The 22565-nt window shown below is 61.9% G+C and carries 28 protein-coding genes and 1 tRNA gene; 21 read left to right on the top strand and 8 right to left on the bottom strand.

The features are described from left to right. The first annotated feature begins 27 nt into the window (after positions 1-27). The 16 genes from V1279_RS30640 to V1279_RS30565 all read left to right on the top strand — a co-directional run bounded on the left by V1279_RS30640 (position 28) and on the right by V1279_RS30565 (position 12440). Positions 28-222, top strand: a complete 195-nt coding sequence (locus V1279_RS30640; protein ID WP_334443751.1) for a hypothetical protein — start codon at positions 28-30, stop codon at positions 220-222. A gap of 81 nt (positions 223-303) precedes the next feature. Further along, the gene (locus V1279_RS30635) at positions 304-2010 is read left to right on the top strand and encodes an FAD-dependent oxidoreductase (protein WP_334443749.1); all 1707 of its coding nucleotides are present in this window, start codon (positions 304-306) and stop codon (positions 2008-2010) included. A gap of 22 nt (positions 2011-2032) precedes the next feature. Then, a complete protein-coding gene (locus V1279_RS30630) occupies positions 2033-2227 on the top strand; it encodes a UBP-type zinc finger domain-containing protein (protein WP_334443747.1) in 195 nt (64 codons plus the stop codon). Positions 2228-2259: 32 nt separating this feature from the next. After that, complete coding sequence (locus V1279_RS30625; protein WP_334443744.1) at positions 2260-3186, top strand: alpha/beta fold hydrolase; 927 nt, start codon at positions 2260-2262, stop codon at positions 3184-3186. Between the two features lie 184 nt (positions 3187-3370). Further along, positions 3371-3871, top strand: a complete 501-nt coding sequence (locus tag V1279_RS30620; protein WP_334443741.1) for a hypothetical protein — start codon at positions 3371-3373, stop codon at positions 3869-3871. Positions 3872-3922: 51 nt separating this feature from the next. Further along, on the top strand, positions 3923-4747 hold the full coding sequence (locus tag V1279_RS30615; RefSeq protein ID WP_334443738.1) for an alpha/beta fold hydrolase: 825 nt from the start codon (positions 3923-3925) through the stop codon (positions 4745-4747). 258 nt (positions 4748-5005) lie between these two features. Next, a complete protein-coding gene (gene murA / locus V1279_RS30610) occupies positions 5006-6295 on the top strand; it encodes a UDP-N-acetylglucosamine 1-carboxyvinyltransferase (protein WP_334443736.1) in 1290 nt (429 codons plus the stop codon). A gap of 83 nt (positions 6296-6378) precedes the next feature. Continuing rightward, positions 6379-6834 carry a DUF2948 family protein gene (locus V1279_RS30605; RefSeq protein ID WP_334443734.1) on the top strand — a complete coding sequence of 152 codons (456 nt, stop codon included), beginning with the start codon at positions 6379-6381 and terminating at the stop codon, positions 6832-6834. A 232-nt stretch (positions 6835-7066) separates the two neighbouring features. Next, entirely contained in the window at positions 7067-8362 is a 1296-nt protein-coding gene (hisD, locus tag V1279_RS30600) for a histidinol dehydrogenase (protein ID WP_334443732.1), read from the top strand. Continuing rightward, positions 8359-8862, top strand: a complete 504-nt coding sequence (locus tag V1279_RS30595) for a UPF0262 family protein (protein WP_334443730.1) — start codon at positions 8359-8361, stop codon at positions 8860-8862. The genes hisD and V1279_RS30595 overlap by 4 nt, the downstream gene beginning before the upstream one ends. 114 nt (positions 8863-8976) lie before the next feature. After that, the gene (locus tag V1279_RS30590) at positions 8977-9441 is read left to right on the top strand and encodes an arsenate-mycothiol transferase ArsC (protein ID WP_334443728.1); all 465 of its coding nucleotides are present in this window, start codon (positions 8977-8979) and stop codon (positions 9439-9441) included. 292 nt (positions 9442-9733) lie between these two features. Continuing rightward, positions 9734-10444 (top strand): amidase, encoded by a 711-nt coding sequence (locus V1279_RS30585; RefSeq protein ID WP_334443725.1) that lies wholly within the window; start codon positions 9734-9736, stop codon positions 10442-10444. Next, entirely contained in the window at positions 10399-11145 is a 747-nt protein-coding gene (locus V1279_RS30580) for an amidase family protein (RefSeq protein ID WP_334443722.1), read from the top strand. The genes V1279_RS30585 and V1279_RS30580 overlap by 46 nt, the downstream gene beginning before the upstream one ends. A 268-nt stretch (positions 11146-11413) precedes the next feature. Beyond that, positions 11414-12037, top strand: coding sequence for a Maf-like protein (locus V1279_RS30575; RefSeq protein WP_334443719.1), 624 nt, complete (start codon positions 11414-11416; stop codon positions 12035-12037). Further along, positions 12027-12227, top strand: coding sequence for a DNA gyrase inhibitor YacG (yacG, locus tag V1279_RS30570; protein ID WP_334443716.1), 201 nt, complete (start codon positions 12027-12029; stop codon positions 12225-12227). The genes V1279_RS30575 and yacG overlap by 11 nt, the downstream gene beginning before the upstream one ends. 137 nt (positions 12228-12364) lie before the next feature. Next, a tRNA-Phe gene (locus V1279_RS30565) sits at positions 12365-12440 on the top strand. 231 nt (positions 12441-12671) lie between these two features. On the opposite strand, the gene V1279_RS30560 is transcribed toward V1279_RS30565, so the two are convergent. Then, positions 12672-12917, bottom strand: coding sequence for a hypothetical protein (locus V1279_RS30560; protein ID WP_334443713.1), 246 nt, complete (start codon positions 12915-12917; stop codon positions 12672-12674). On the opposite strand from V1279_RS30560, the gene V1279_RS30555 reads away from it, so the two are divergent. Continuing rightward, positions 12904-13365 (top strand): cupin domain-containing protein, encoded by a 462-nt coding sequence (locus V1279_RS30555; RefSeq protein WP_334443710.1) that lies wholly within the window; start codon positions 12904-12906, stop codon positions 13363-13365. The genes V1279_RS30560 and V1279_RS30555 overlap by 14 nt on opposite strands. 58 nt (positions 13366-13423) lie before the next feature. Here V1279_RS30555 and V1279_RS30550 read toward each other — a convergent pair whose 3' ends face one another. Further along, entirely contained in the window at positions 13424-13666 is a 243-nt protein-coding gene (locus V1279_RS30550) for a HigA family addiction module antitoxin (RefSeq protein ID WP_334443707.1), read from the bottom strand. A 744-nt stretch (positions 13667-14410) separates the two neighbouring features. Here V1279_RS30550 and V1279_RS30545 point away from each other — a divergent pair. Then, entirely contained in the window at positions 14411-15649 is a 1239-nt protein-coding gene (locus V1279_RS30545; protein ID WP_334443704.1) for a calcium-binding protein, read from the top strand. Positions 15650-15799: 150 nt separating this feature from the next. On the opposite strand, the gene V1279_RS30540 is transcribed toward V1279_RS30545, so the two are convergent. The 3 genes from V1279_RS30540 to V1279_RS30530 form a co-directional block, all read right to left on the bottom strand. Then, positions 15800-16186, bottom strand: coding sequence for a DUF2513 domain-containing protein (locus V1279_RS30540; protein ID WP_334443701.1), 387 nt, complete (start codon positions 16184-16186; stop codon positions 15800-15802). Positions 16187-16576: 390 nt separating this feature from the next. Continuing rightward, positions 16577-17224, bottom strand: coding sequence for a reverse transcriptase domain-containing protein (locus V1279_RS30535; RefSeq protein ID WP_334443698.1), 648 nt, complete (start codon positions 17222-17224; stop codon positions 16577-16579). Between the two features lie 46 nt (positions 17225-17270). Continuing rightward, positions 17271-17429 (bottom strand): hypothetical protein, encoded by a 159-nt coding sequence (locus V1279_RS30530; protein ID WP_334443696.1) that lies wholly within the window; start codon positions 17427-17429, stop codon positions 17271-17273. Positions 17430-18245: 816 nt separating this feature from the next. Between V1279_RS30530 and V1279_RS30525 the strand changes: the two genes are divergently transcribed. Further along, positions 18246-19265, top strand: a complete 1020-nt coding sequence (locus V1279_RS30525) for a serine hydrolase (RefSeq protein WP_334443693.1) — start codon at positions 18246-18248, stop codon at positions 19263-19265. Between the two features lie 60 nt (positions 19266-19325). Here the strand turns inward: V1279_RS30525 and V1279_RS30520 are convergent, their stop codons facing one another. Beyond that, positions 19326-19622 carry a HigA family addiction module antitoxin gene (locus tag V1279_RS30520; protein WP_334443692.1) on the bottom strand — a complete coding sequence of 99 codons (297 nt, stop codon included), beginning with the start codon at positions 19620-19622 and terminating at the stop codon, positions 19326-19328. Positions 19623-20594: 972 nt separating this feature from the next. On the opposite strand from V1279_RS30520, the gene V1279_RS30515 reads away from it, so the two are divergent. Further along, positions 20595-20891, top strand: coding sequence for a PAN domain-containing protein (locus V1279_RS30515; RefSeq protein ID WP_334443690.1), 297 nt, complete (start codon positions 20595-20597; stop codon positions 20889-20891). A gap of 86 nt (positions 20892-20977) precedes the next feature. On the opposite strand, the gene V1279_RS30510 is transcribed toward V1279_RS30515, so the two are convergent. Further along, positions 20978-21610: a TetR/AcrR family transcriptional regulator gene (locus tag V1279_RS30510; protein ID WP_334443688.1), complete on the bottom strand. Its 633-nt coding sequence runs from the start codon at positions 21608-21610 to the stop codon at positions 20978-20980. Positions 21611-21763: 153 nt separating this feature from the next. On the opposite strand from V1279_RS30510, the gene V1279_RS30505 reads away from it, so the two are divergent. Then, positions 21764-22144, top strand: a complete 381-nt coding sequence (locus V1279_RS30505; protein ID WP_334443686.1) for a tautomerase family protein — start codon at positions 21764-21766, stop codon at positions 22142-22144. Between the two features lie 75 nt (positions 22145-22219). On the opposite strand, the gene V1279_RS30500 is transcribed toward V1279_RS30505, so the two are convergent. Continuing rightward, positions 22220-22504, bottom strand: coding sequence for a hypothetical protein (locus V1279_RS30500; protein ID WP_334443683.1), 285 nt, complete (start codon positions 22502-22504; stop codon positions 22220-22222). Positions 22505-22565 lie beyond the last annotated feature (61 nt).

The following is a 22565-nucleotide window of genomic DNA, read 5'->3' as shown; positions in this document are numbered from 1 at the left end:
AACCAGGGAATATTCGGCGGACTGACGATGAAGGGCGATGAAGATAAGGCTGCGGGAAAGACCGGCGCGGACGTGAAGGATTCGCGACGGGGCCGGCTGAAGCTGGCCTTGCGTGAAAATCTCAAGCGGCGGAAATCGCAGGCCCGCGGGCGCAGCGATGCCGGTGCATCTTCCGAAAGCGCCGACGCGTGCCTAGATGACGCCAGCGGAGAAAAGCCTTAGCCAGTAGCGTAAAGAAATTTCGCTCGCCGGGCGGCATGGCTCGCTCTCTGCACGGTTCTGTTTCTTTTTTAGGCAGCGACAATGAGTGCAGACATCACGGCCGGTCCGGCGACCGGCGCGACTTCCACCGCGTTTCCACGTTACGAACAAACATTCCCGGCGCTTACCCATCACGAAATCGCGCGCATGCGCCGTTTTGGGGAGTTGCGCGCCTACAAGCACGGCGAAGCGCTGTTTGAGACCGGCAAGGTAGGCCCCGGCATGTTCGTGGTGCTGTCCGGCACAGTCGCGATCACCCAGCGCGATGGCCTCGGCCATGTCACCCCGGTCATCGACCAGGGCCCGGCACAATTTCTGGCCGAGATCGGCCAGCTTTCCGGCCGCGTCGCGCTGGTCGACGGCCATGCCGAGGGCGATGTCGAAACGCTGCTAATTCCGTCGGACCAATTGCGCGCGCTTCTGGTCGCGGAAGCCGAACTGGGCGAGCGCATCATGCGCGCGCTGATCCTGCGCCGGGTCAGCCTGATCCAGGGCGGCGTCGGCGGCCCGGTGCTGATCGGCCCGGCTTCGCTCGGCGACACGGCGCGGCTGCAGAATTTCCTGGCGCGCAACGGCCAGCCGCACCACGTGCTCGATCCCGCAACCGACAAGGACGCCGCCGATCTCGTCGCGCGCTATTCGGCCTCGCGCGCCGATCTGCCGCTGGTGGTTTGTCCTGACGGTACCGTGCTGCGCAATCCGTCGGAGACCTCGCTGGCGCTGGCGGTGGGCATGATCACCAACCATGCGCATGAGAAGCTCTATGACGTCGCGGTGGTCGGCAGCGGTCCCGCCGGTCTCGCCACCGCGGTCTATGCCGCGTCCGAAGGATTGTCGGTGGCGGTATTCGACGCGCGGGCGTTCGGCGGGCAGGCCGGCGCCAGCGCACGCATCGAAAACTATCTGGGCTTTCCGACCGGCATCTCGGGCCAGGCGCTCGCGGGGCGCGCCTACAATCAGGCGCAGAAATTCGGCGCCGAGATGCTGATTCCGGTTTCGATCCGGTCGTTGGATTGCTCGCAGCGCGACGGCGTGTTCGCGCTGGCCACCGAATGCGGGCAGTCGTTGCGCGCCAAAGCCATCGTGGTGGCGAGCGGGGCACGTTACCGGCGGCCCGAGATCGAAAATCTCGACGCCTACGAAGGCCGCGGCGTCTGGTACTGGGCTTCGCCGATCGAGGCCAAGCTGTGCGTCGGTCAGGACGTCGTATTGGTCGGCGGCGGCAATTCCGCAGGGCAGGCCGCGGTGTTTCTGTCCGGCCATGCGCGCAAGGTCTACATGATCATCCGCGGCGGCGGGCTGGGGGCCAGCATGTCGCGCTATCTGATCGAGCGCATCGAAGCGGCGCCCAACATCGAACTGATATTCAACGCCGAGGTGATTGCGGTCGAAGGCGGCGGGGATGGATCGCTCGAAAGCGTGCGCTGGAAGAGCCGGCTGGCGCCCGAGCAGCACAGTTTCGATGTTCGTAACCTGTTTCTTTTCGTCGGCGCCGATCCGGCGACGCGTTGGCTGGACGGCTGCGGCGTGACGCTCGACCGGGCCGGCTTCGTGGTGACGGGGGCGCAGTCCGAGCAGAATCACGGCCGCCCGGTGCCGCCGCTGGAAACCTCGGTGCCCGGCGTGTTCGCGGTCGGCGACGTGCGTTCCGGCTCGGTCAAGCGCGTCGGCGGCGCAATCGGCGAGGGCGCGCAGGTGGTGGCGGCGCTGCATGGCTATCTGGCCGATGCCATGAAGCCGTCGCTCTAGGGACATCGCCGGCATTCAAACGGTGACGCCGAGTGCGCTGGGCTGCGACGATTCCCCGAACAAGCACGCCACCGCGCATTTCCACAACACCGGCCATCCCGTGATCGAAGGCTACGATCCGCCGGAAGGCTGGGGTTGGTGCTATGTCGACGAAGTACTGTTCGACCTGTCACACCGAAAAACTCCACACAACGGACCGATACCGCGCTACTACTGATTCCTCTTTCAACGAAGAATGAGGAATCTCACATGCAATGTGTACCGAGAACGCTGCGCGCCATCGCGTCGAGCATGTGGGTGGCAATATCGGTCGCATTGATTCCTTCGAGCGGTTCGCTCGCGCAGGCGCCTCAGAGCAAGTTTGCCGACGTCAACGGTGTCAGACTGCACTATCTGGTTGCCGGCAAGGGCGATCCCGTCGTGCTGCTGCACGGTTTTGCCGAAACCAGCCATATGTGGCGGCCGCTGATCGCAAAACTTTCCGACAAGCACACCGTGATCGCACCCGATCTGCGCGGCTTCGGCCAGTCGTCGGCGCCGGAGGGCGGATATACCAAGAAGGCGATGGCGCAAGACATCCACGCATTGGTGAAAAGCCTCAAATACGACCGTATCCGGCTGGTCGGTCATGATATCGGACTGATGGTCGCCTACGCCTATGCGGCGCAGTATGCGAGCGAAGTCGACCGGATCGTGCTGATGGAAGCGTTTCTGCCCGGCGTTGGCGAATGGAATAATGTCTTTCTGCTGCGCGATCTCTGGCACTTCCACTTCTTCGGCAAGACGCCGCTTGCGCTGGTCACCGGCCGCGAGCGCATTTATCTCGAACATTTCTGGAACGATTTTGCCGCCGATGCCACGAAATCCGTGCCGGAGGCCGACCGTGAATTCTATGCCAGGGAGTATGCCAGGCCCGGCAACATGAAGGCCGGGATGGAGGTCTTCCGCGCATTCCCGCAGGACGCCATCGAGTTTGCCGACCTTGCGAGGACCAAATTGGCGATGCCTATGCTGGTGCTATCAGGCGAGAAAGCCGGCGGTCCGTTCCTGATCGAGCAAGGCAAGATGGTCGCGACTAACGTCGAGGGCGTGCTGGTGAAGGGACGGGGACATTGGCTGATGGAGGAGGCGCCTGATCAGGTGATTCCCAAGCTGGTCGAATTTCTCGATCGCTAAAATTCGACCGAAGCTTTGCTGCCATTTGTGGCGGCCGTGCAAATATTTCGTGCATCATACAACTTTCGTTGATGTGTCTTCATTCACGCACATGCCTGCATTGCCGACGCCGCACGCGATGCGTGTGGAAACTTTTTGTGCCGCGTCGTAACCTTTAGAAAGTTTCCAACGAAGGGGGCGCATCATGATACTGGGTATGAGTGTGGCGACGTTCGTGATGGTCCATGTGGTCATCAGCCTGATTGCCATTGTCGCTGGCCTGATCGTGATGTTCGGAATGCTCGGCTCGAGGTCTCAGCCCGGCCTCACCGCGATCTTCCTGCTGTTCACCATCCTGACCAGCGCCACAGGCTTTGTAATTCCGCCTTTCTTGTTCGAAAAGCTGCTGCCGTCGCACCTGTTCGGCATCATCTCATTGATCCTGCTCACCATCGCCTGCATCGCGCTGTACGGCATGAAGCTCGCCGGCGCGTGGCGCTGGATTTATGTGCTGACCGCCTTGGCCTCGCTTTATCTCAATGTGTTCGTGCTGGTGGTTCAGAGCTTCCTGAAGGTGCCGGCGCTGACGGCGCTGGCGCCGGACAACCCGCCCGCCGGGCCGTTATTCGCGGTAGCCCAGGGCATCGTACTGGTGTTTTTCGCTGTCATGATCATCGGCGTGTGGCGGCGCTTTCGCCCCGCGTGACCGAACCTCACCGCATGCCGTTGACTGCAACCAAGCAAGAGGAGAATTCCCGTGCCCACCATCACGACCAAAGACGGCGTCGAGATATTCTACAAGGACTGGGGTAAGGGTCAGCCCATCGTGTTCAGTCATGGCTGGCCGCTGTCATCAGACGACTGGGACACGCAGATGCTGTTCTTCGCGAACAACGGTTTTCGGGTCATCGCCCATGACCGCCGCGGCCACGGCCGCTCCAGCCAGGTGGCCGACGGCCACGACATGGATCATTATGCCGACGACCTCGCGGCGCTGACCGCCCATCTCGATCTGAAGAACGCCGTTCACGTCGGCCATTCCACCGGCGGCGGCGAGGTGGTGCATTATATCGCCCGCCACGGCGAGAGCCGGGTCGCGAAAGCGGCGATCCTCAGCGCGGTGCCGCCGCTGATGGTGCAGACGCCGGCTAATCCCGGCGGCTTGCCCAAATCGGTGTTCGACGACCTGCAGGCGCAGCTTGCCGCCAACCGCTCGGAATTCTATCGCGCGCTGCCGTCGGGTCCGTTCTATGGCTACAACCGGCCGGGCGCCAAGCCTTCGGAAGCGATCATCCAGAACTGGTGGCGTCAGGGCATGATGGGCGGCGCCAAGGCGCATTACGATGGGATCGTCGCCTTCTCGCAGACCGACTTCACCGAAGACCTCAAGAAGATCACCGTGCCGGTGCTGGTGATGCATGGCGACGACGACCAGATCGTGCCGTACGAAGACTCCGCGCCGTTGTCAGCGAAGCTTCTGAGGAACGGCACGCTGAAGACCTACAAGGGTTTTCCGCACGGCATGCCCACCACGGAAGCCGCCACCATCAACGCCGACCTGCTCGCGTTCATTAAATCATGAGCTGATCCTGTTCGGCGCGAGCAGCGCGAACAATGGATCGTCATTCCGGGGCAGCCCGCAGGGCTGAACTTCGATGTGCAATTGCACATCGGAGAATCCATCGGACCGCAACGTTGGTGTGAAATGGGTTCCGGGCTCGCGCTTCGCGCGCCCCGGAATGACCGGCTGTGTTGAGTCTGGACCCCATCAAATCGCCGCAAATGTCGCGGCTTCTGCGGTGAGGCGTTCAATAAATTGCGCATCGCAAGGGAGGGTGGCATGGACCGCATTCGTATTGTCGGCGGCAACCCGCTCAACGGCACCATTGCGATTTCGGGCGCGAAGAACGCCGCGCTGCCGCTGATGATCGCAGCGCTCCTGACCGAGGAAACGCTTGTCCTCGACAACGTGCCGCGGCTCGCCGACGTCGCGCAGTTGCAACGCATCTTGGGCAATCACGGCGTCGATATCATGTCCGCGGGCAAGCGGCCCGGCGACCGCGAATATCAGGGCCAGACCCTGCACATTTCGGCAGCCAACATCATCGATACGACCGCGCCCTACGATCTGGTGTCGCGGATGCGTGCCAGCTTCTGGGTGATTGCGCCGCTGTTGGCGCGGATGCACGAAGCAAAAGTTTCGCTGCCGGGCGGCTGCGCGATCGGCACGCGGCCGGTCGATCTGTTGATCATGGCGCTGGAAAAGCTCGGCGCCGAACTCACCATCGACGGCGGTTATGTGGTCGCCAAAGCGCCCGGCGGCCTGCGCGGTGCTGGAATCGATTTCCCCAAGGTGACGGTGAGCGGCACCCATGTCGCGCTGATGGCGGCGACGCTGGCGAAGGGCGCGACCGTTATCACCAACGCCGCCTGCGAACCTGAAATCGCAGATGTGGCCGATTGCCTGAACAAGATGGGCGCGCGCATCACAGGCGCCGGCACGCCGCGGATCGTGGTCGAGGGCGTCGAGAAGCTTCATGGCGCCCGGCATACCGTGTTGCCTGATCGAATCGAGGCCGGCACCTATGCGATGGCGGTCGCCATGACCGGCGGCGACGTGCAGCTTTCCGGCGCGCGTCCCGAATTGCTGCAGTCGGCGCTCGACGTGCTGGCGCTAGCCGGCGCCGACATCACCGTCAACAATGACGGCATCCGGGTGGCCAGGAACAGCGCCGGGATCCGGCCGGTGTCGGTCTCGACCGCGCCGTTCCCGGGCTTTCCGACCGACCTGCAGGCGCAATTGATGGCGCTGATGGCCTGCGCCGGCGGTTCCTCGCAGATCACCGAGACGATCTTCGAGAACCGTTTCATGCATGTCCAGGAACTGGCGCGGTTCGGCGCGCGTATATCACTTGACGGCGAGACCGCGACCATCGACGGCATCGCCAGGCTGCGCGGCGCGCCCGTGATGGCGACGGACCTGCGCGCCTCGGTGTCGCTGGTCATCGCGGGGCTTGCCGCCGAGGGTGAAACCATGGTCAACCGCATCTATCACCTGGACCGCGGTTTCGAACGGCTTGAGGAAAAACTCTCAGGCTGCGGCGCGTCGATCCAGCGCATCAGCGATTAGTTAGAGCGTTTTCCAGCGAAGTGGAGCCCGGTTCGCGGGAAGAAAACGCGTCAAACCAAAAATAGAGGACTATCGAGGAACTTATGCCGGCGCCCGATCCACTCAAACTGATTGCGCTCGACGCCGACGATCTCGCCGTCATATCGGCCCACGTGCAGGACGCCCGCGTCCAGGCGTCCGACATCGTCTGGCGGCAGGATGAAAAGCGGCTGGTGGTCGGCATCGACCGGCTGGACTGGGAGCAGACGCTGTCCGGCGGAACCGAGCCGCGGCGTTCGATCGCGGCACTGCGCTTCGACCGCGTTTTGGCCTGCAAGTCGCGCAACATCGATCTGGCGCAGCCGAGAGCGGTGCTGGAACTGGTCGGGATCGAATTCCATCCCGGCGAGGCCCCGGGCGGCAGCGCGCTGCTGCTGTTCAGCCATGGCGAGGCGCTGCGGCTGGACGTCGAATGCCTGGAATGCGAGCTGACCGACCTCGGCACCGAGGACCTCGGCACCAGCGACCTCGCCATCGCCCCGCTGGGGCCGCAGGGGTGATTCCGGTGCCGTAGGGTGGGGCAAAGACCAAAGACGCTTCGCGCCGTGCCCACCATCTTCACGCCGGGAGAGCCATTATGGTGGGCTCGCGGATCCTGTCATCGGGCGTGCATTCGCGCGACTCGGTGGCTCAGCCCGCCCTTCCCCCCCTATTTCCGGGTGAGCAAGGGTTGACGGCCCTTGGCCGCCGCGCCATTGAGCAGGGGTCTTCGCTGTCTCTCAGAAAGCCACCATGCCCGTTCGCCTGGATACCAGCAGCGCCGATTTCGACCCACGCTTCAAGCAATTCCTCGCCGCCAAACGCGAGGTTTCGGCCGATGTCGAGCGCGCCACCCGCGCCATCGTCGATGACGTGGCCGCGCGCGGCGACGCGGCCCTGCTCGAGGCAACGAAGAAATTCGACCGGCTCGAGCTCGCGGCCTCCGGCCTGCGCGTGACCGCGGCCGAGATCGATGCCGCGGTGGGGGCTTGCGACGCCGCGACGCTCGACGCGCTGAAATTCGCCCGCGACCGGATCGAATTGTTCCACCGCCGCCAGTTGCCGAGGGACGAGCGCTTCACCGATGCGCTGGGCGTCGAACTCGGCTGGCGCTGGAGCGCGGTCGATGCGGTCGGCCTCTACGTGCCCGGCGGCACCGCCGCCTATCCGTCTTCCGTGCTGATGAATGCGGTGCCGGCCCGGGTTGCCGGCGTGCCGCGGCTGGTCATGGTGGTGCCGTCGCCCGACGGCAAGCTCAATCCGCTGGTGCTGGCGGCGGCACACCTTGGCGGCGTGTCCGAGATCTATCGCGTCGGCGGCGCGCAGGCGGTGGCGGCGCTGGCCTACGGCACGGCGACGATCGCGCCGGTCGCCAAGATCGTCGGTCCGGGCAATGCCTATGTCGCCGCCGCCAAGCGGCAGGTGTTCGGCAAGGTCGGCATCGACATGATCGCAGGCCCCTCGGAAGTGCTCGTCATTGCCGATGATACGGGAAACGCCGGCTGGATCGCCGCCGATCTGTTGGCGCAGGCCGAGCATGATGCGAGCGCGCAGTCGATCCTGATCACGGACAGCGCAGGCTTGGCCGCGGACGTCGAGCGTGCGGTGGAATCGCAACTGGCGACGCTGCCCCGCGCCGAGATCGCGCGGGCCTCGTGGAACGATTTCGGCGCCATCATCATGGTCGGCCACCTCGACCAGGCGGTGGAGCTTGCGAATGCGATCGCCGCCGAACATCTGGAAATCATGACCGCGGATGCGGAAGGCTTGTCAGCCAAGGTCCGCAACGCCGGCGCGATCTTTCTCGGGCCCCATACACCGGAGGCGATCGGCGATTACGTCGGCGGCTCCAATCATGTGCTGCCGACGGCGCGTTCGGCGCGGTTTTCGTCAGGGCTCGGCGTGCTAGACTTCATGAAGCGCACCTCGATTCTCAAATGCGGGCCGGACCAGTTGCGCGCGCTGGGGCCTGCCGCGATGACCTTGGGCAAGGCCGAGGGTTTAGACGCCCATTCACGCTCGGTCGGACTGCGCCTCAATTTGCCATGAACAAGCCGCCACCAGACGATGACCAGCACAGCCGCATCGTCGCGGTGACGCTCGACGAGGAATCGATCGGGCGGTCCGGGCCCGATATCGAGCATGAGCGCGCGATTGCGATCTACGATCTGATCGAGCAGAACCTGTTCGCGCCGGAAGGGGCGGGCGAGGGCCCGTTCACGCTGCACCTCGCCATCACTGGCAACCGGCTGATGTTCGACATCCGCCGCGAGGACGGCGCACCGGTGGTGGCGCATCTGTTGTCGCTGACGCCGTTCCGGCGGATCGTGAAGGACTATTTCATGATCTGCGACAGCTACTACCAGGCGATCCGCACCGCCACGACCGACAAGATCGAGGCGATCGACATGGGCCGCCGCGGCATCCATGACGAAGGCTCGCGCACGCTGCAGGAACGGCTGAAAGGCAAGGTGCGGATCGATTTCGAAACCGCGCGCCGCCTGTTCACGCTGATCTGCGTCCTGCACTGGAAGGGGCAGGACGCATGACGCCGAAAAGTGCGAAGCGGTTTTCGGATCAGGTCATGCGTGAACAAGAAAGCATGACCTCGAAAGGCCGGTTCGCCGAAAGGGTCACGGCCCGCACAAGAGAAGCCTGACCGCATGGATGCGCCCCGCGCGCGCAATCCGCAGGCCGTGCTGTTCGCATGCGGCCTCAACAGCGTGCGTTCGCCGATGGCGGCAAGCCTGCTGCAGCAGATGTTCCCGCAGGCGCTCTACGTAAAATCCGCCGGCGTCAAGAAGGGCGAGCTCGATCCGTTCGCGGTCGCCGTGATGGCCGAACTCGGCCAGGATATTTCAGGCCACAAGCCCACGACGTTCGAGGAGCTCGAGGATTGGGAAGGGCTCAATTTCGACCTCATCATCACGCTGTCGCCGGAAGCCCATCACAAGGCGCTGGAGCTGACGCGCACCATGGCCGCCGATGTCGAATACTGGCCGACATCAGATCCGACCGGCGCCGAAGGCAATCGCGAGCAGAAGCTTGCCGCCTATCGCGAAGTCTGCGACGGGCTGTCGATGCGCATCCGCCGGCGGTTTGCCAAGGCCGGCGCGGCGAGCGGCTAGCACGCCGCTGGCGACTGGCGTTCCCCGGACGCTGCGCAGCGCGACCGGGATCGCGCTTTGCGCGACTCCGGCGGTGCGCTGCTGATCCGGGGTCCATGCGATGCGGCAGGTCCCGGCTCTGCGTCGCGTCACTGCGTGCCGCGCCGCGTCCGGGACACGAGACTCAAGGTGGGGCGCGGCGAGCGGGTGACCGCTGGTCCGCGGCGTCGACATCGCACAGGTGCGGTACTACTCTGACCGATGGGCGGGAGCGTCGCGCGACTTCGTTGCGCATGTCATGTTGGAGTACGCGATGAGCGAGATCTGGCAACTCCCGGCCACTGAGCTGGCGCAGCGCATTGCACGCCGGCAACTGAGTTCGGCGGAGGTGGTGGATGCCCATCTGGCGCGTATCGATGCCGTGAACCCGGCGCTGAATGCCGTGGTGCGCGTGCTGACCGACGAGGCCCGCGCTGCTGCAGTCCTGGCCGACCAGAGGCTGGCGTCCGGCGAGACCGTTGGCCCGCTGCACGGCGTGCCTTTCACGGTGAAGGAAAACATCGACATGGCCGGCCTGCCCACAACCTGGGGCGTGCCCGCGCTGGCCAATGCGGTGGCCCCAGTGGATGCGCCAGTCGTCGAACGCATGCGCGCCGCCGGCGCCATACCGATCGCCCGCACCAATCTGCCTGACATGGCGCTGCGCGTGCACACCGACAGTTCGCTTCACGGCCTGACACGAAATCCCTGGCATTCCGGTCGTACCGCAGGCGGCTCGAGCGGCGGCGAGGCCGCGGCGCTGGCCAGCGGCATGAGCCCGATCGGCCTTGGCAACGACATCGGCGGCTCGCTGCGGAATCCGGTGAACGCCTGCGGCATTGCCTCCATCCGTCCATCCGCCGGCCGCGTGCCCGATGCGGGTTGTGTGCCGACCGAAGACCGGTTGCTGGCGGTGCAATTGATGAACGTGCAGGGCCGATGGCCCGCCGCGTGGCGGATGTGCGTCTCGGCCTGCGTGTCTTGATGGGCGCACATCCGCGCGATCCCTGGTCGATCGATGCTCCGTTCGAGGGGCCGGCATTGGCGCGGCCAGTTCGCGTGGCTGTGCTGCCGGAGCCGCCCGGCGGCGGCACCGATCCAAAGGTAGCGGCTGTGGTGCGGCGTGCCGCGCAGGCGCTGACTGATGCCGGTTATGTCGTGGAAGAAGCCTGCCCGCCGCGTTATGACGACGCGGCTGGCTGCTGGAGCCGCCTGATCATGGGCGATTTCGGCTCGGTGCTGGCGTTGTTGTCGCCGATGATGGGCGCTGAGGCGATGACCTTCCTGAACAACTTCAATCAGGACATACCGCCCTTGGCCGACGCGGCGTCATGGTCGCAATTGATGGCCGAACGCGACGGCATTGCGCGCGCATGGTCGACCTTCATGGCCGACCGGCCGTTGCTGCTGTCGCCGACCTGGACGCAATTGCCGTTCGAGCATGGCTTCGATTCGGCGACCCCGGCCGGATCGGCTGCGACCAAGGAGCTGATGCGCCCGGTGGTCCCGGCCAACCTGCTCGGGCTGCCGTCGGCGTGCGTGCCGGCCGGGCGTGACGAGGCGACGGGGTTGCCGATCGGTGTGCTGATCACCGGGCAGCGTTTGCGCGAAGATTTGTGCCTGGAAGCGGCCGAGGCCATCGAGGCCCGCCTGGGCATCGCGACGCCGATCGACCCGGTGCGCTGAGCCTCCTGTCGTTCCTGCGAAAAGCAGGAACCCCGAGCGTGAGCGCAATTGCGCTCATCGCGGCGCCGCGGCCGAGCGATTCGAGGCAGTGCCAGTCGTCTTGTCATTCCCATGACAACGGCCTGTGGTTATGGGCCCCTGCGTCCGCAGGGGCGACGGAGATAGTGGAGCTTCAACAACCACTTGTTCCCCGGTTGTGGAATGGAGTGCCTTCCGATAGGTTCCGCGCGCGCTTCCATCCGAATCCTAAATCCCCGACACATCCCGCATGCTTGGCCGTCCCAAAATCGTTCTCGCTTCCGGTTCGCCGCGACGGCTCAGCCTGCTCAACCAGGCCGGCATCGAGCCCGATGCGCTGCGCCCGGCCGATGTCGACGAAACCCCGAAGCGGGGCGAGCTGCCGCGCGCCTGCGCCAATCGTCTGGCGCGGGCCAAGGCTGACGCCGCGCTGAAATCCGTCCAGCTCGACGACGAGCTGCGCGGCTCTTTCATCCTCGCCGCCGATACGGTGGTCGCGGTCGGCCGCCGTATCCTCCCGAAGGCCAATCTGGTCGACGAAGCCGCGCAGTGCCTGCGGCTGCTCTCGGGACGCAATCACCGCGTCTACACCGCGATCTGCCTGGTGACGCCGAAGGAGGCGTTCCGCCAGCGCCTTATCGAAACCCGCGTGCGCTTCAAGCGGCTCAGCGAGGACGACATCCAGGCCTATATCGGCTCCGGCGAATGGCGCGGCAAAGCCGGCGGCTACGCCGTGCAGGGCATCGCCGGATCGTTCGTGGTCAAGATGGTCGGCTCCTACAGCAACGTGGTCGGCCTGCCGCTCTACGAATCGGTCACGCTGTTGGGCGGCGAAGGTTTCCCGATCCGATTCGGGTGGTTGAATGCCAGCTAAGCCGCCTGAGGATGCGGGCTCTGGCGGCGCCAAGCCGCCGTCGAAGCCTTGCCCGGAATGCGGCAAGCCGGCCAACCCGGCGACGGCGCCGTTCTGCTCCCCGCGCTGCCGGGATGTCGACCTGAACCGCTGGCTATCGGGCAAGTACGTCATCCCCGGCCGCGACACGGATCCCGAAGACGCCGAATAGGCGAGGTTTACCAGTAATTTGACGAGAGCCCTGAAGCCGGGCCTGCCGCGCCGAAGCCGCAGGCGAAGGCGGGTGGACACAGCCCTCCGACCTCTCTATAAACCGCCCGCTCGCCCGGCCTTTGGGTTCGCGGGTATGCCCAGGTAGCTCAGTTGGTAGAGCATGCGACTGAAAATCGCAGTGTCGGTGGTTCGATCCCGCCCCTGGGCACCATTGCTTCAATTTCCTCAACGATTTCATCGCCCAGGTCTTTGATCTGTATCCCCGCTTTTGGCCAGCAGGTGGACACATCGCGTCGAGCGAACGCATTCTCGGCGAGAAGAGCCACGCCAAATTCGCAAGGCGACGCGGTGGCCGGCTGACAGCGAATGAATTTTTAGAAGCCGAAGTATGCGAATTAATGGAGGCCGTTTCGCACGCTTACGCGCAGGGATGGGATGTCGCTCACAGGATTCGATCAGGCCAGACGTTCAGAAACTTGCCATCTGGTCCACACGCAGCTTTGAGCCAATTCATATTGAATCGAATTCCAATCAATCCGCGGGTGAATGTATCGCCGATGACGAGTACGGTAGGCCCGTAGAATCCGATCATCGGCACCTCCTTTAAACGGATGACGCGACCCGTCGCCAATTCCTGCATCTTGCCCGGCGACACAACTTCAAAAGGAATCGTTATGCGAAAATCCATTATTCTTGCTGGGCTGGCTGTGGCCGCACTCCCCACATTTGCGGATGCCGCCGACGACCATCACGCAACGGTACAGCCCGAGGCGCTGAAATGGACAGCTCCGGCGGCCTATGGAAGCGGCGCCCAGTTTACAGTGATCAAGGGCGACCCGACCAAGGAAGGCATGTACGTCGTTCGCCTGAAGGTGCCCAAAGGCTTCAGGATACAAGCCCATACACATCCGAACGATGAGAACGTGACCGTACTGTCAGGCACCTTCCATATCGGCACCGGCGACAAGCTCGACGAGAACAAGGGCGAGACGATAACGGTCGGCGGCTATTCCTACGTCGCCAAAGGCATGACGCATTACGCGTTCTTCCCGGAAGAGACTGTCATTCAGCTTCACGGCATGGGGCCGCAAGGTATCACTTATGTGAATCCGGCCGACGACCCGCGGAAGAAGTAGGCGCGAGGCGAACCAGAGACCGGCGAACTTTCGGGACCTGACACCGCCTATGGCGGTGTCAGGCTCGGAAGTCGGTTGCGGCCTGAATGTTCATCCAGAACGCAGCGCCGGTCTTGAAGAACTTGCCAAGCCGCAGCGCGGTGTCGGCCGTAACGGGCTTTTCTTCGCGCGCGATGCGTTCGATCCGGGTACGTGGCATGTGCAGCGCGGCCGCGACCGCGTAGGGTGTCAGTTTGAGCGGAACGAGAAATTCTTCCCGCAAGATTTCGCCGGGATGAATCGGCGGAAGTTTCTTTGCCATGTGCAAACTCCTGGTGATAGTCGAGCATCTCCAGGTCTTCGGGACCCGCATCGGTCCATCTACGATCCGCCACTGATCGTTGATGCAGATTGAGTGCTTACCCGCCAAGTCTGCTATTGTCAGGAGCCTTTTTCACTCGTCGCCTCGGCGACGGGCGGCAGCGGAGTGCCACATGTTTGGTGTTGCCGCTTGCCAGGTCATCCGACCTTCCTGACACTAGGACTGAATCAGGCTGAGCAACTGCCGGTTGATCCGAATTGCGCGCCACGCTTTCGAACGCGACATCGTGATCGCGGAACAAAGACGCAGGCCAACTGGTTTGAGACGATTTCGCCCGCATGGCGTTCGCTCGCATGGCACGGTCGCACCGCTCCGTACGCAATGAATAGACATGGCGATCGGAGCTTACACCAAGGATAGGCGCGATCGAGATGCGCAAGCAGGGGTGGAACCTCGCGCAAGCTTGGCGTCGGCAACCGGACATTGCATCGATCACAATGTGTCGATCGCTATAAACAAATCACAATAACGCCCGGTCGATGGCCTACAGCCCTAGGTTGGCGCGATCCAGCGATCCCTTGTTCTCGGCCGAAATACCGCGAGAAGGACAACGCGCCGATTCCGCGATAGCGGAGCGACGCGGCGCCTTATCCATGCCGGCGCGAGCCGGTGCAACATGTGCCACATGTGCAGGCCGGCGTCGCTGGCCGCCGACCTGCTGAGCAAACAGCAGAGGAGACTCTCATGTCCACAGCGTTCCGCGTGGTTCTCGAAGGCACTCAGGAAGTCCCCCCGAACAACTCGACTGCAAGCGGTCTCGGCACTGTCATCTTTGACAGCACGGAAATTGCCGCGAGCTATACGTTTCGGATCGAGGGCGTCGATTACGGCCTGGTTACGGGTGGTTCGGCGCAGACGCCGTCGACCGACGACGACGTCACCTCCACGCATTTTCACAATGAAGTGCGAGGAGTAAACGGGCCCGTTGTCTTCGGGCAGATCAACCCGGCACAGGACGACGATGATCTCAACATCGCGCTGAATGTGGATGGCTCCTGGACGGTAAGTGGTCGATGGGAGACGACGGACCCTGCCAACGTTTCAATCACCAACTTCGCCGACGAATTCGGCTCAGCTCCGGTGGGATCGGAGATCCCGATCTATTTCAACGTCCATACGAACGAATTTATGGGGGGCGAGATCCGGGGTCAGCTGATCGCAATCGCAGATGACAACGACAACGTTGTCGTCGGAACGCCGGGCGACGATTTCCTCCCCGGGCTCGGCGGCAATGACATCATCCGTGGCCTCGCCGGGAACGACAGGCTTGAAGGCGGCGATGGCGACGACATTATCAGGGGCGGCCAGGGAAACGACGATATCAATACAGGCGCTGGCAATGACCTGGTTTTCGGCGGTCAAGGCAACGACACCGTCGGCGGCATGGCCGGAATGGATACCGTCTTCGGCGGTGCCGGCGATGACTTCATCGCCTGGAACGATCCCACGGGCGATACCGTGTTCGGGGACGCCGGGAATGACACGCTGCGAGGCGGTGACGTTGCCGCCGACACGATCTTTGGTGGTAACGGTGACGACCTCATCCGGGCGGTCGCCAACCAGCAGTTGGCGGATCACGCGCCCGACCGTCTGTTCGGAGACCGCGGGAATGACACCATCATCGGCGGCAATGCTGGTGATACGATCGAAGGCGGCGCCGGCGACGACAACCTCGCAGGTTTCGGTGGAGCTGATCAGTTTATCTTTCGCGAGACTGAACCAGGCAGTGATACCATTACCGACTTCGACGTAACGCAGGACGTCGCGGTGTTGGAAGGCTTCGGAGCCGACTTCGACCCGCTGGACAATCTGAGCGCGTCAGCTTCGGGCACCACCCTTGATCTCGGCGAGGGCAATCAGGTGCTGTTCTTGGGTCTTCTTCCGACCGAGTTGAACGCCGCGAATTTCCTCGTGACCGCTTGAAGCAAGCGAAGCCCGGATGAGCGAAGCGACATCCGGGTTTCGATTGTGCCGATCCCCACATATCGCTTTGTTCATGCGGGCTACTTAGATTACGGTGACAGTGCTGGACTGCACCGTGATCACTCGGAATATAGGGCGAGGAACCCCATCTCATAAATCCAGGTTCAGGCGCTTCTTTGCTTCCGCCTTGAGGTATTGTTTGGCGAGGCCGACGAAAATATCGAAACTTACCCCGCCCAGTTTTTTTACTCCCGCTTGGGTGTTCTCCCAAACCGTCGGGTCACGGATACTCTCCAAGAAGTCTTGGCCATGCCATGTCAATTCGAGATTTATCCATTCCTTGCCGCTGCTGGAATTAGCATTGATACCGCGAACGAACCCGACCTCCTCAATAAGCATCTGCATGTGATATGCAGCGAGGCCATATCCACTGTCGTCGGTGCCTCTTCCCGACACCAGTGTGCTTAACTTTGGCGGTTTGTCCGCTACCGCTATTTTGAGAAGCAGTTCTCGTACGAGGCCCATATCCCGCTGCACGCGAATCTCCATGTGGAGCTTTATGCGGGTCTTTGATTCGCACCCCGTCAATCGCAAAGATTCATGTGTTCACATCTTGCCTGGAATCAGGACATCGTTAAGTTCATCGCAGCACGAAATAGCCGAAGCGTGTGGGGGACACCGGGTGGCTATTTAAAAACCCAAAAATCCCCGACTGCTGGCTCAATGCGCGATGTCGGCTAAGGTAGGACCCCGCGCTAACGAGAAAGGAGAACACCATGTCGGTGTTTCTCACTCTCGAAGCCAGTCAGCCGTGCGGTAAGACGTATCGTCTGGGCTTTGGATGCAACGTGCATCTGGCTTCGATGTTAGCTTTACTGTCGCGGTTGTTCTAAGGGAAGGGCGCTCCTAACGGGGCGCCTTTTCTCTTTATGGTACGTTTTGTGCGGCTACCAGCGCCTGATATTGGGCGAACCCGGCATCCGACATCGGTGTACGGTCCAGGGAAGCCAAATACTTGTTTACGCGCGCCGGGGTAACTATTGCCGATCCGTTCGTTAAGTCGCAATTGAATGCCGTAATCGCGACGCTAGGCGGAACGAGTTTTGCGGGATTGGGTATAAAGCCGGCATCGACGCAGGCGACGCGAATATCCTCGTACGCTGCCGTCAGGACGGCGGGATCGTTGTGAGATCCAATAAAGTCATCGAGGTAGACGGATATACAAACACCATTCGCCATCGCCCGCTCGATTGCGTCGGCCACTTGAGATTTCATCAAGACTAAGCTTGCGAGCAATGCAGACTGCACGAACCCAATGGGCAGCGCATGTTTCGGCCCCGGTCCCGGATTGCGAACGCAGGACCACTTCGAGAAGGTGCCGGCACCGGGATAATGCCACTGGCGGAGCGCCCGAGTGACCCGCATGCGCGCGATGGAGTAGTAGAAATTTTGAATATCTATCTTGAAGAACAGCTGGTTATTCAAATGTGCGTGCAGGGCTGCGACGTGGCCACCCTTCTTGAAGTGATACATATAGTTGGGGAAGACGACTCGCTTTTTGAAGAACTGAAGCATGCGCCGCCCGCGACGCTCGCATTTCTCATTGGGGACAAAAAACCACTTACCCCGCGACGGATATTTGAAATTGTAATTTACGATCATGGCAGTTGGCGACCTTACCCACAAAATCGATCAGAAGGTTGATAGCGGTAAAAACCGGCACCAACCATTCCGCGACCTTGCGGGTAAGGGTCGCCACACGTGCTAAAAACTTGCGCATGCGGCTTCTCCATAGTTCACCGCCAGCTACCCGCGACCCAAACACTTGGAGTCGTCAACCGAGAAGCACCTGATCCGCCGTGAAGCTCACGCCGCATCAGTTACGTCGAATCGCCCGATACGCACATTCGCGCGCATACCGTCCGATGTCGCCAGGTCATCGCCAGCGGAGAACCACAACGTGGGGCTACGGGTTCCCTGAATCAAGCCATTGAACATCAGATGGGTAGAAATATGGGTAGATAGTCTTGCCCGCTTTTGGAAATCTCAGCCTTATCAGGGTATTAGGCAGCGATTGGGGTTCCGCGCCCTGGCACCATTTCATCTTCGCTGCCCATCATATGATTTCAGAGCCCGGCGTGATGATCGCGCAAGTGCTAGGCTCCGGCATGTCAATGGATAAAAGCATTCGATGATGCTCGGGCCGAAGGTCGGCGGCTTGTATCTCGAATACGTCCCGATGATGAGCCGGATCACAGCAATGATCGGTGCTCGCCGGACGCGATGCCCAGCGTACATTCGACATCAAGCAATGATCGAGGAACTCAGGACAGTGGTTGCACGTTTGCGCTCGTGGTGATGCCATCGCAGCACGGTGCGAACCGATGATGGCGCGCTTGTCTCAATCGCCGGATCGTCCCGACCGGCACAGAAGTTCCAGTTATTGCGGTAAATGTCAAAAAAGGTACTGACCTTGATCAGATGGCGGTCTTACGGCACGTCTGCCGCAGTTCTGGCGTTCCTGCTCGTCTTCCTGCCTGGCTTGGCGCCAGCCGTTATGACCGGCCCTGATGCGGAATCCCGGGTTGAAGATATCATGGCGGCTAACATCGCCCCCGAGGCAACGGCCGGTCATGTGGGCGGGCTTGCATCTGTTGTCTACGTTGCCGGCTATACGCGGTTCTTTAGCTACGGCCTTGCCGATCAAGCAGAGGAGCGGCCGGTTACGCCGGACTCGCTGTTCAATATCGCGTCACTTCGCAAGGTATTTGAGGCTGCGCTGGTCGCGCTCGGAACGCTTCGCGGCGAATTGCGGCTGGACGATCCGGTCAGCAAATACGTCAGCGAATTGCAGGGCGACTATATTCGCCGGGTCACGATCGGCGAACTCGCCGCCCATACTTCCGGCCTGTTGTTGCCGACGGATCACCCGCCCTGGCCCAATGCGTCGTATTCGCTGGCCGAATTCATCGACATGCTCAACGCCTGGACGCCACGCGCGGGCGAAGAGCCGGGCAAGCAACGCGTTTATACGCACGCCGGTTACGTGCTGCTGCAACTCGCGCTCGAGCGCCGGTACGGGCTTCCTATCAAGGAACTCATCGAGAGCCGTATCCTGAGGCCTCTCAATATGAACTCGACGCTGCTCCCCGAACGGGGGCCGGACCACCGCGCCGTCATGAGTCCGGCGCTGATGCAGCGCGTCGTCCAGGGCTATTCCGATAACGGCATGCCGATCGGTCCGCGCGGCAACCAGCAGGGCTATTTTGAATTCCCCGGGACCGGGCAGATGTTCACCTCGGCGCGGGATCTCGCGGTCTTTGTCGCTGCCTGCCTCGGCGATGGCGTCGCCGATCCCCAGCTACGTGAGGCTTTGCAGATGACGCAGCGTGAAATGTTCCGTGTCAGCGAGCAGTTCGGACAGGCGATGGCTTGGGAAACCATCGATGTGGACGGAGTAAGCATCGTCGACAAGCCGGGCGGCCTCAACAATGCGACGGCCTATGTGGGGCTCGTGCCCGGGCGCAAGATTGGCGTCGTTCTGCTCGCCAATCGCGCCGAGTTTCCGCACGAAATCGCCCGCTACCGTGTGCTTCCAGCATTGTCGCGATTGTAGATGAGAGCGACGGTGACAGCACACTAAACATTTCCCGCTTGATTAAGTGCACCATCCCTCTCACGCCGCCTTATAGGACGCAATCTTCTTGATCTGCGGCGCGAGCACATCTTCGGCCGTTTCGAGATCGAAGCGCGCCTGAATGTTCATCCAGAACGCAGCACCGGTCTTGAAGAACTTGCCGAGCCGCAGCGCGGTGTCGGCCGTAACGGGCTTTTCTTCGCGCGCGATGCGTTCGATCCGGGTGCGCGGCACGTGCAGCGCGGCCGCGACTGCGTAGGGTGTCAGTTTGAGCGGAACGAGAAATTCTTCCCGCAGGATTTCGCCGGGATGAATCGGCGGAAGTTTCTTTGCCATGTGCAAACTCCTGGTGATAGTCGATGATCTCCACGTCTTCAGGACCCGCTTCGGTCCATCTGAATACGATCCGCGATTGCTTTAGTATTTCGACGGGATACCACAGGCGATCGGAAAAGGGACGGCTGCTCTGTCAATTCCTGACGAGTACAAGATCGATCCTCGTCGCGCTCAACCCCTTGCGAACAGCCTCCCATCTCCGCTGCCGGCTGATTTGCCTGAAGCGCAAGGGCAAACTGCTGCTCGGGGCATGCGACCAATTGGCACGACGGGCAAATCAGTAAAACCTGTCCAGCCCGTCCGCAAAAAATATTCCGCTTCACGCAGAGGCCAAATCAACTCCATAACTCCGCGCATCTCATCCACCAAAGGGGCGTTGGCCACGTCACGAACGCGCGGTGAGATGCGGTGGACGCGAAGGGCGCTAGCTGACGTCGGTGCCTTTAGCGGACGGTGAAGTCGTGTGGTTCGGGCGCCGCGGTGCTGGCGCTAAGTTGGCGGGAAGTATCCCGCCGATGACGGTGGCAAGAAAGCCGTTCACCGGGAAGAGCACGAAGTAAGCCGTAACCCATCGCGCAGGGAAAGCCGGGATGCCTCCGCTGGACCTGTATGCTCGTGTGCGCGTTCTTATGCGCAAATTGCACACGAGACCGCGGGTGCAGCGTGCACCCGGCTTTCCCTGCGCCCTTTGCTTTTTCGTGGAGGGCGGAAGTTACGCAAAGCTCGGGCGCATTTCAGCCGCGAGAACGCGGACGCATACCCTCTCGCTGTTTGACAGTTGAATCCGAACGATGAGCCAAGACGAGGGCGTGAAACTGACGCGGATGGACCAATCGCATTTCCCGCTTCAGTGCCGTCTCGTCAATGGCAGCAAGCATGTGAGCCAGTTCATATCCGGTTGCGATCGGAAAGCGCCTAAATAGCGAACCCAGGAGTTTGCCACAGGAGGTTGCCATGTGTCTCCGTAGCCTGATGATCGCATCCGCATTCGTCTTAGCCTTTTCTGGAATCTCCGGCGCCGCTTCAGCGCAAGGGGAAAACTTCTCCCGGAATACGGATCGGCCCGGCCGCGATTTCCGCAACATCGCCATCAACGGCAATGCGCAAGATTGCCTAAGACTCTGCAACCGGGAACGCGAATGCCGCGCATGGACGTTCGTCAAGCCCGGTATCCAGGGGGCGTCTGCCCATTGTTGGCTGAAGAACGTGATCCCAGCCGCCGTCGCCAACTCGTGCTGCACGTCCGGCGTGTTTAGAAGAATAGACTGACCGAGCGAGTCTTGCGAACCTGAACCATCCGGACAACGCTTCGCCTCGCGTTCGAAGTTGCATGAAAGGAACAAGCGCGGCTTTGCCTAGCCGCCCTTCTTGCCGAGTACGAGATCGACCGTGTGTGCGCCAATCTTCCGAAGCTGGGCCTCATCCCCGAAGGCGCGTTCAAGCACGGCCAATCCGCGCGTCATGGTGACGATGTGTAATGCAGCGGTTTCAGGGTCTCCGTTGAACTCGCCCCGCTCGATGCCCCCGGACAAGGCTTCCTGAACCAGATCGGTGATGCGCGCCACCAGATCCGCGAAGGCCTGGCGCGCGTTCTCGTCCAGCCCTTCACCTTCGACCGACGTTAGCTCCATCAGTCCCCGCGTGGTCGGGCATCCGCGGGGCGGCGAGCCGGAACGGAAGTTCTTGATTGTCAGTTCGAAAAACGCCGTGAGGCGCTCGCGCAAGGTCCCTGAGCCGAGCGTCTTTTGAAGAGAGTTCAGATACTCGCTCGCATAGCGCTCGTAGGCGCAGAGCAACAGCGCTTCCTTGCTGCCGAAGGCATTGTAGAGACTGCCGCGCTGGACGCCCGCGTCACGCGCGATGTCCGAGAGCGACGTTCCACGCACTCCTTTGCGCCAGAATTGATCGAACGCGATGCGCAGGACGTCGTCGTGGTCAAACTCTCGCGGCCTCAAGCTTCCCTCCAACGGTTCAATCGCGGCGCTCAAAAAGTATTTGACACGGCGTCAAGAATGTGGTTTTCGACATCGTGTCAAAAATAATTGGGGTGGATAGCTCATTTCGTCAATGGGGTGAACCACCCGTGCGGGAGCCGCCACACGGCGCGCGTTCGCCTTACCAGTTTTTCGAAAGGATCCACGATGCCGCTCGTTCACATCTCACTGCGCGCCGGAAAGCCGGAAGCCTACCGGCAGGCGATCTTCGACGGCCTTTACCGCGCGATGCGCGAAGCGTTAGACGTGCCCGAAGACGACCAGTTCATGACCATCAGCGAGCACGGCGCGGCGAACTTCCGCTACGGCGCGTCTTGTTTTGGAATCGCCCGGAGCGACGATGTCGTGTTCATCCAGATCACCGTGTTCAACACGCGCACCCCGGAACAGAAGAAAGCGCTGTTCCGGCGGACCGCGGAGTTGCTCGGCGAAAGCCCCGGCATCCGGCCGGAGAACGTGTTCGTGAATGTGCTCGAGGCCGCGAAAGAGAATTGGTCAGTCGGCCACGGCCTCGCGCAATTCGCTTGAGGGGCATGCGTGAACTTGCTGCAACGTTGGGGCACGCCATTTGCCCATCCGCGGGCTTTCTCCAGTTCCGCCCAACTACATCTGAATATCGGGCCTGAAGATGGCCCGAACCGTCCATTTCATCTTCGGCTGACTTTGTCTGACGCAAAACCGGCCATCGACGACGGGCACCTTGATAATCGAAGCAGGCTTGTTGCCGCAGCAATGCTGGATGCTCTCCGGAAAGCCCGGCTGGTAGATGTAGAAGCGAGCATAAAAAGGTTCGACGGTGACCATCAGGTCGATTGAATTCAGGCCACGAGGAATCTTGTCGCGCAGGTCGACCAGGCGGTCGCCGGGATTGCAGGCCAAAGCGGCCATTGTCAGGAGCCATTTCATCCCGGCAGAGTAAGCCATTTCGCGCTGAGCAAAAGACCGCCCA

Source organism: Bradyrhizobium sp. AZCC 1610 (assembly GCF_036924515.1).
GTDB lineage: Bacteria > Pseudomonadota > Alphaproteobacteria > Rhizobiales > Xanthobacteraceae > Bradyrhizobium.
This window is presented reverse-complemented; position numbering and strand designations above follow the sequence as displayed.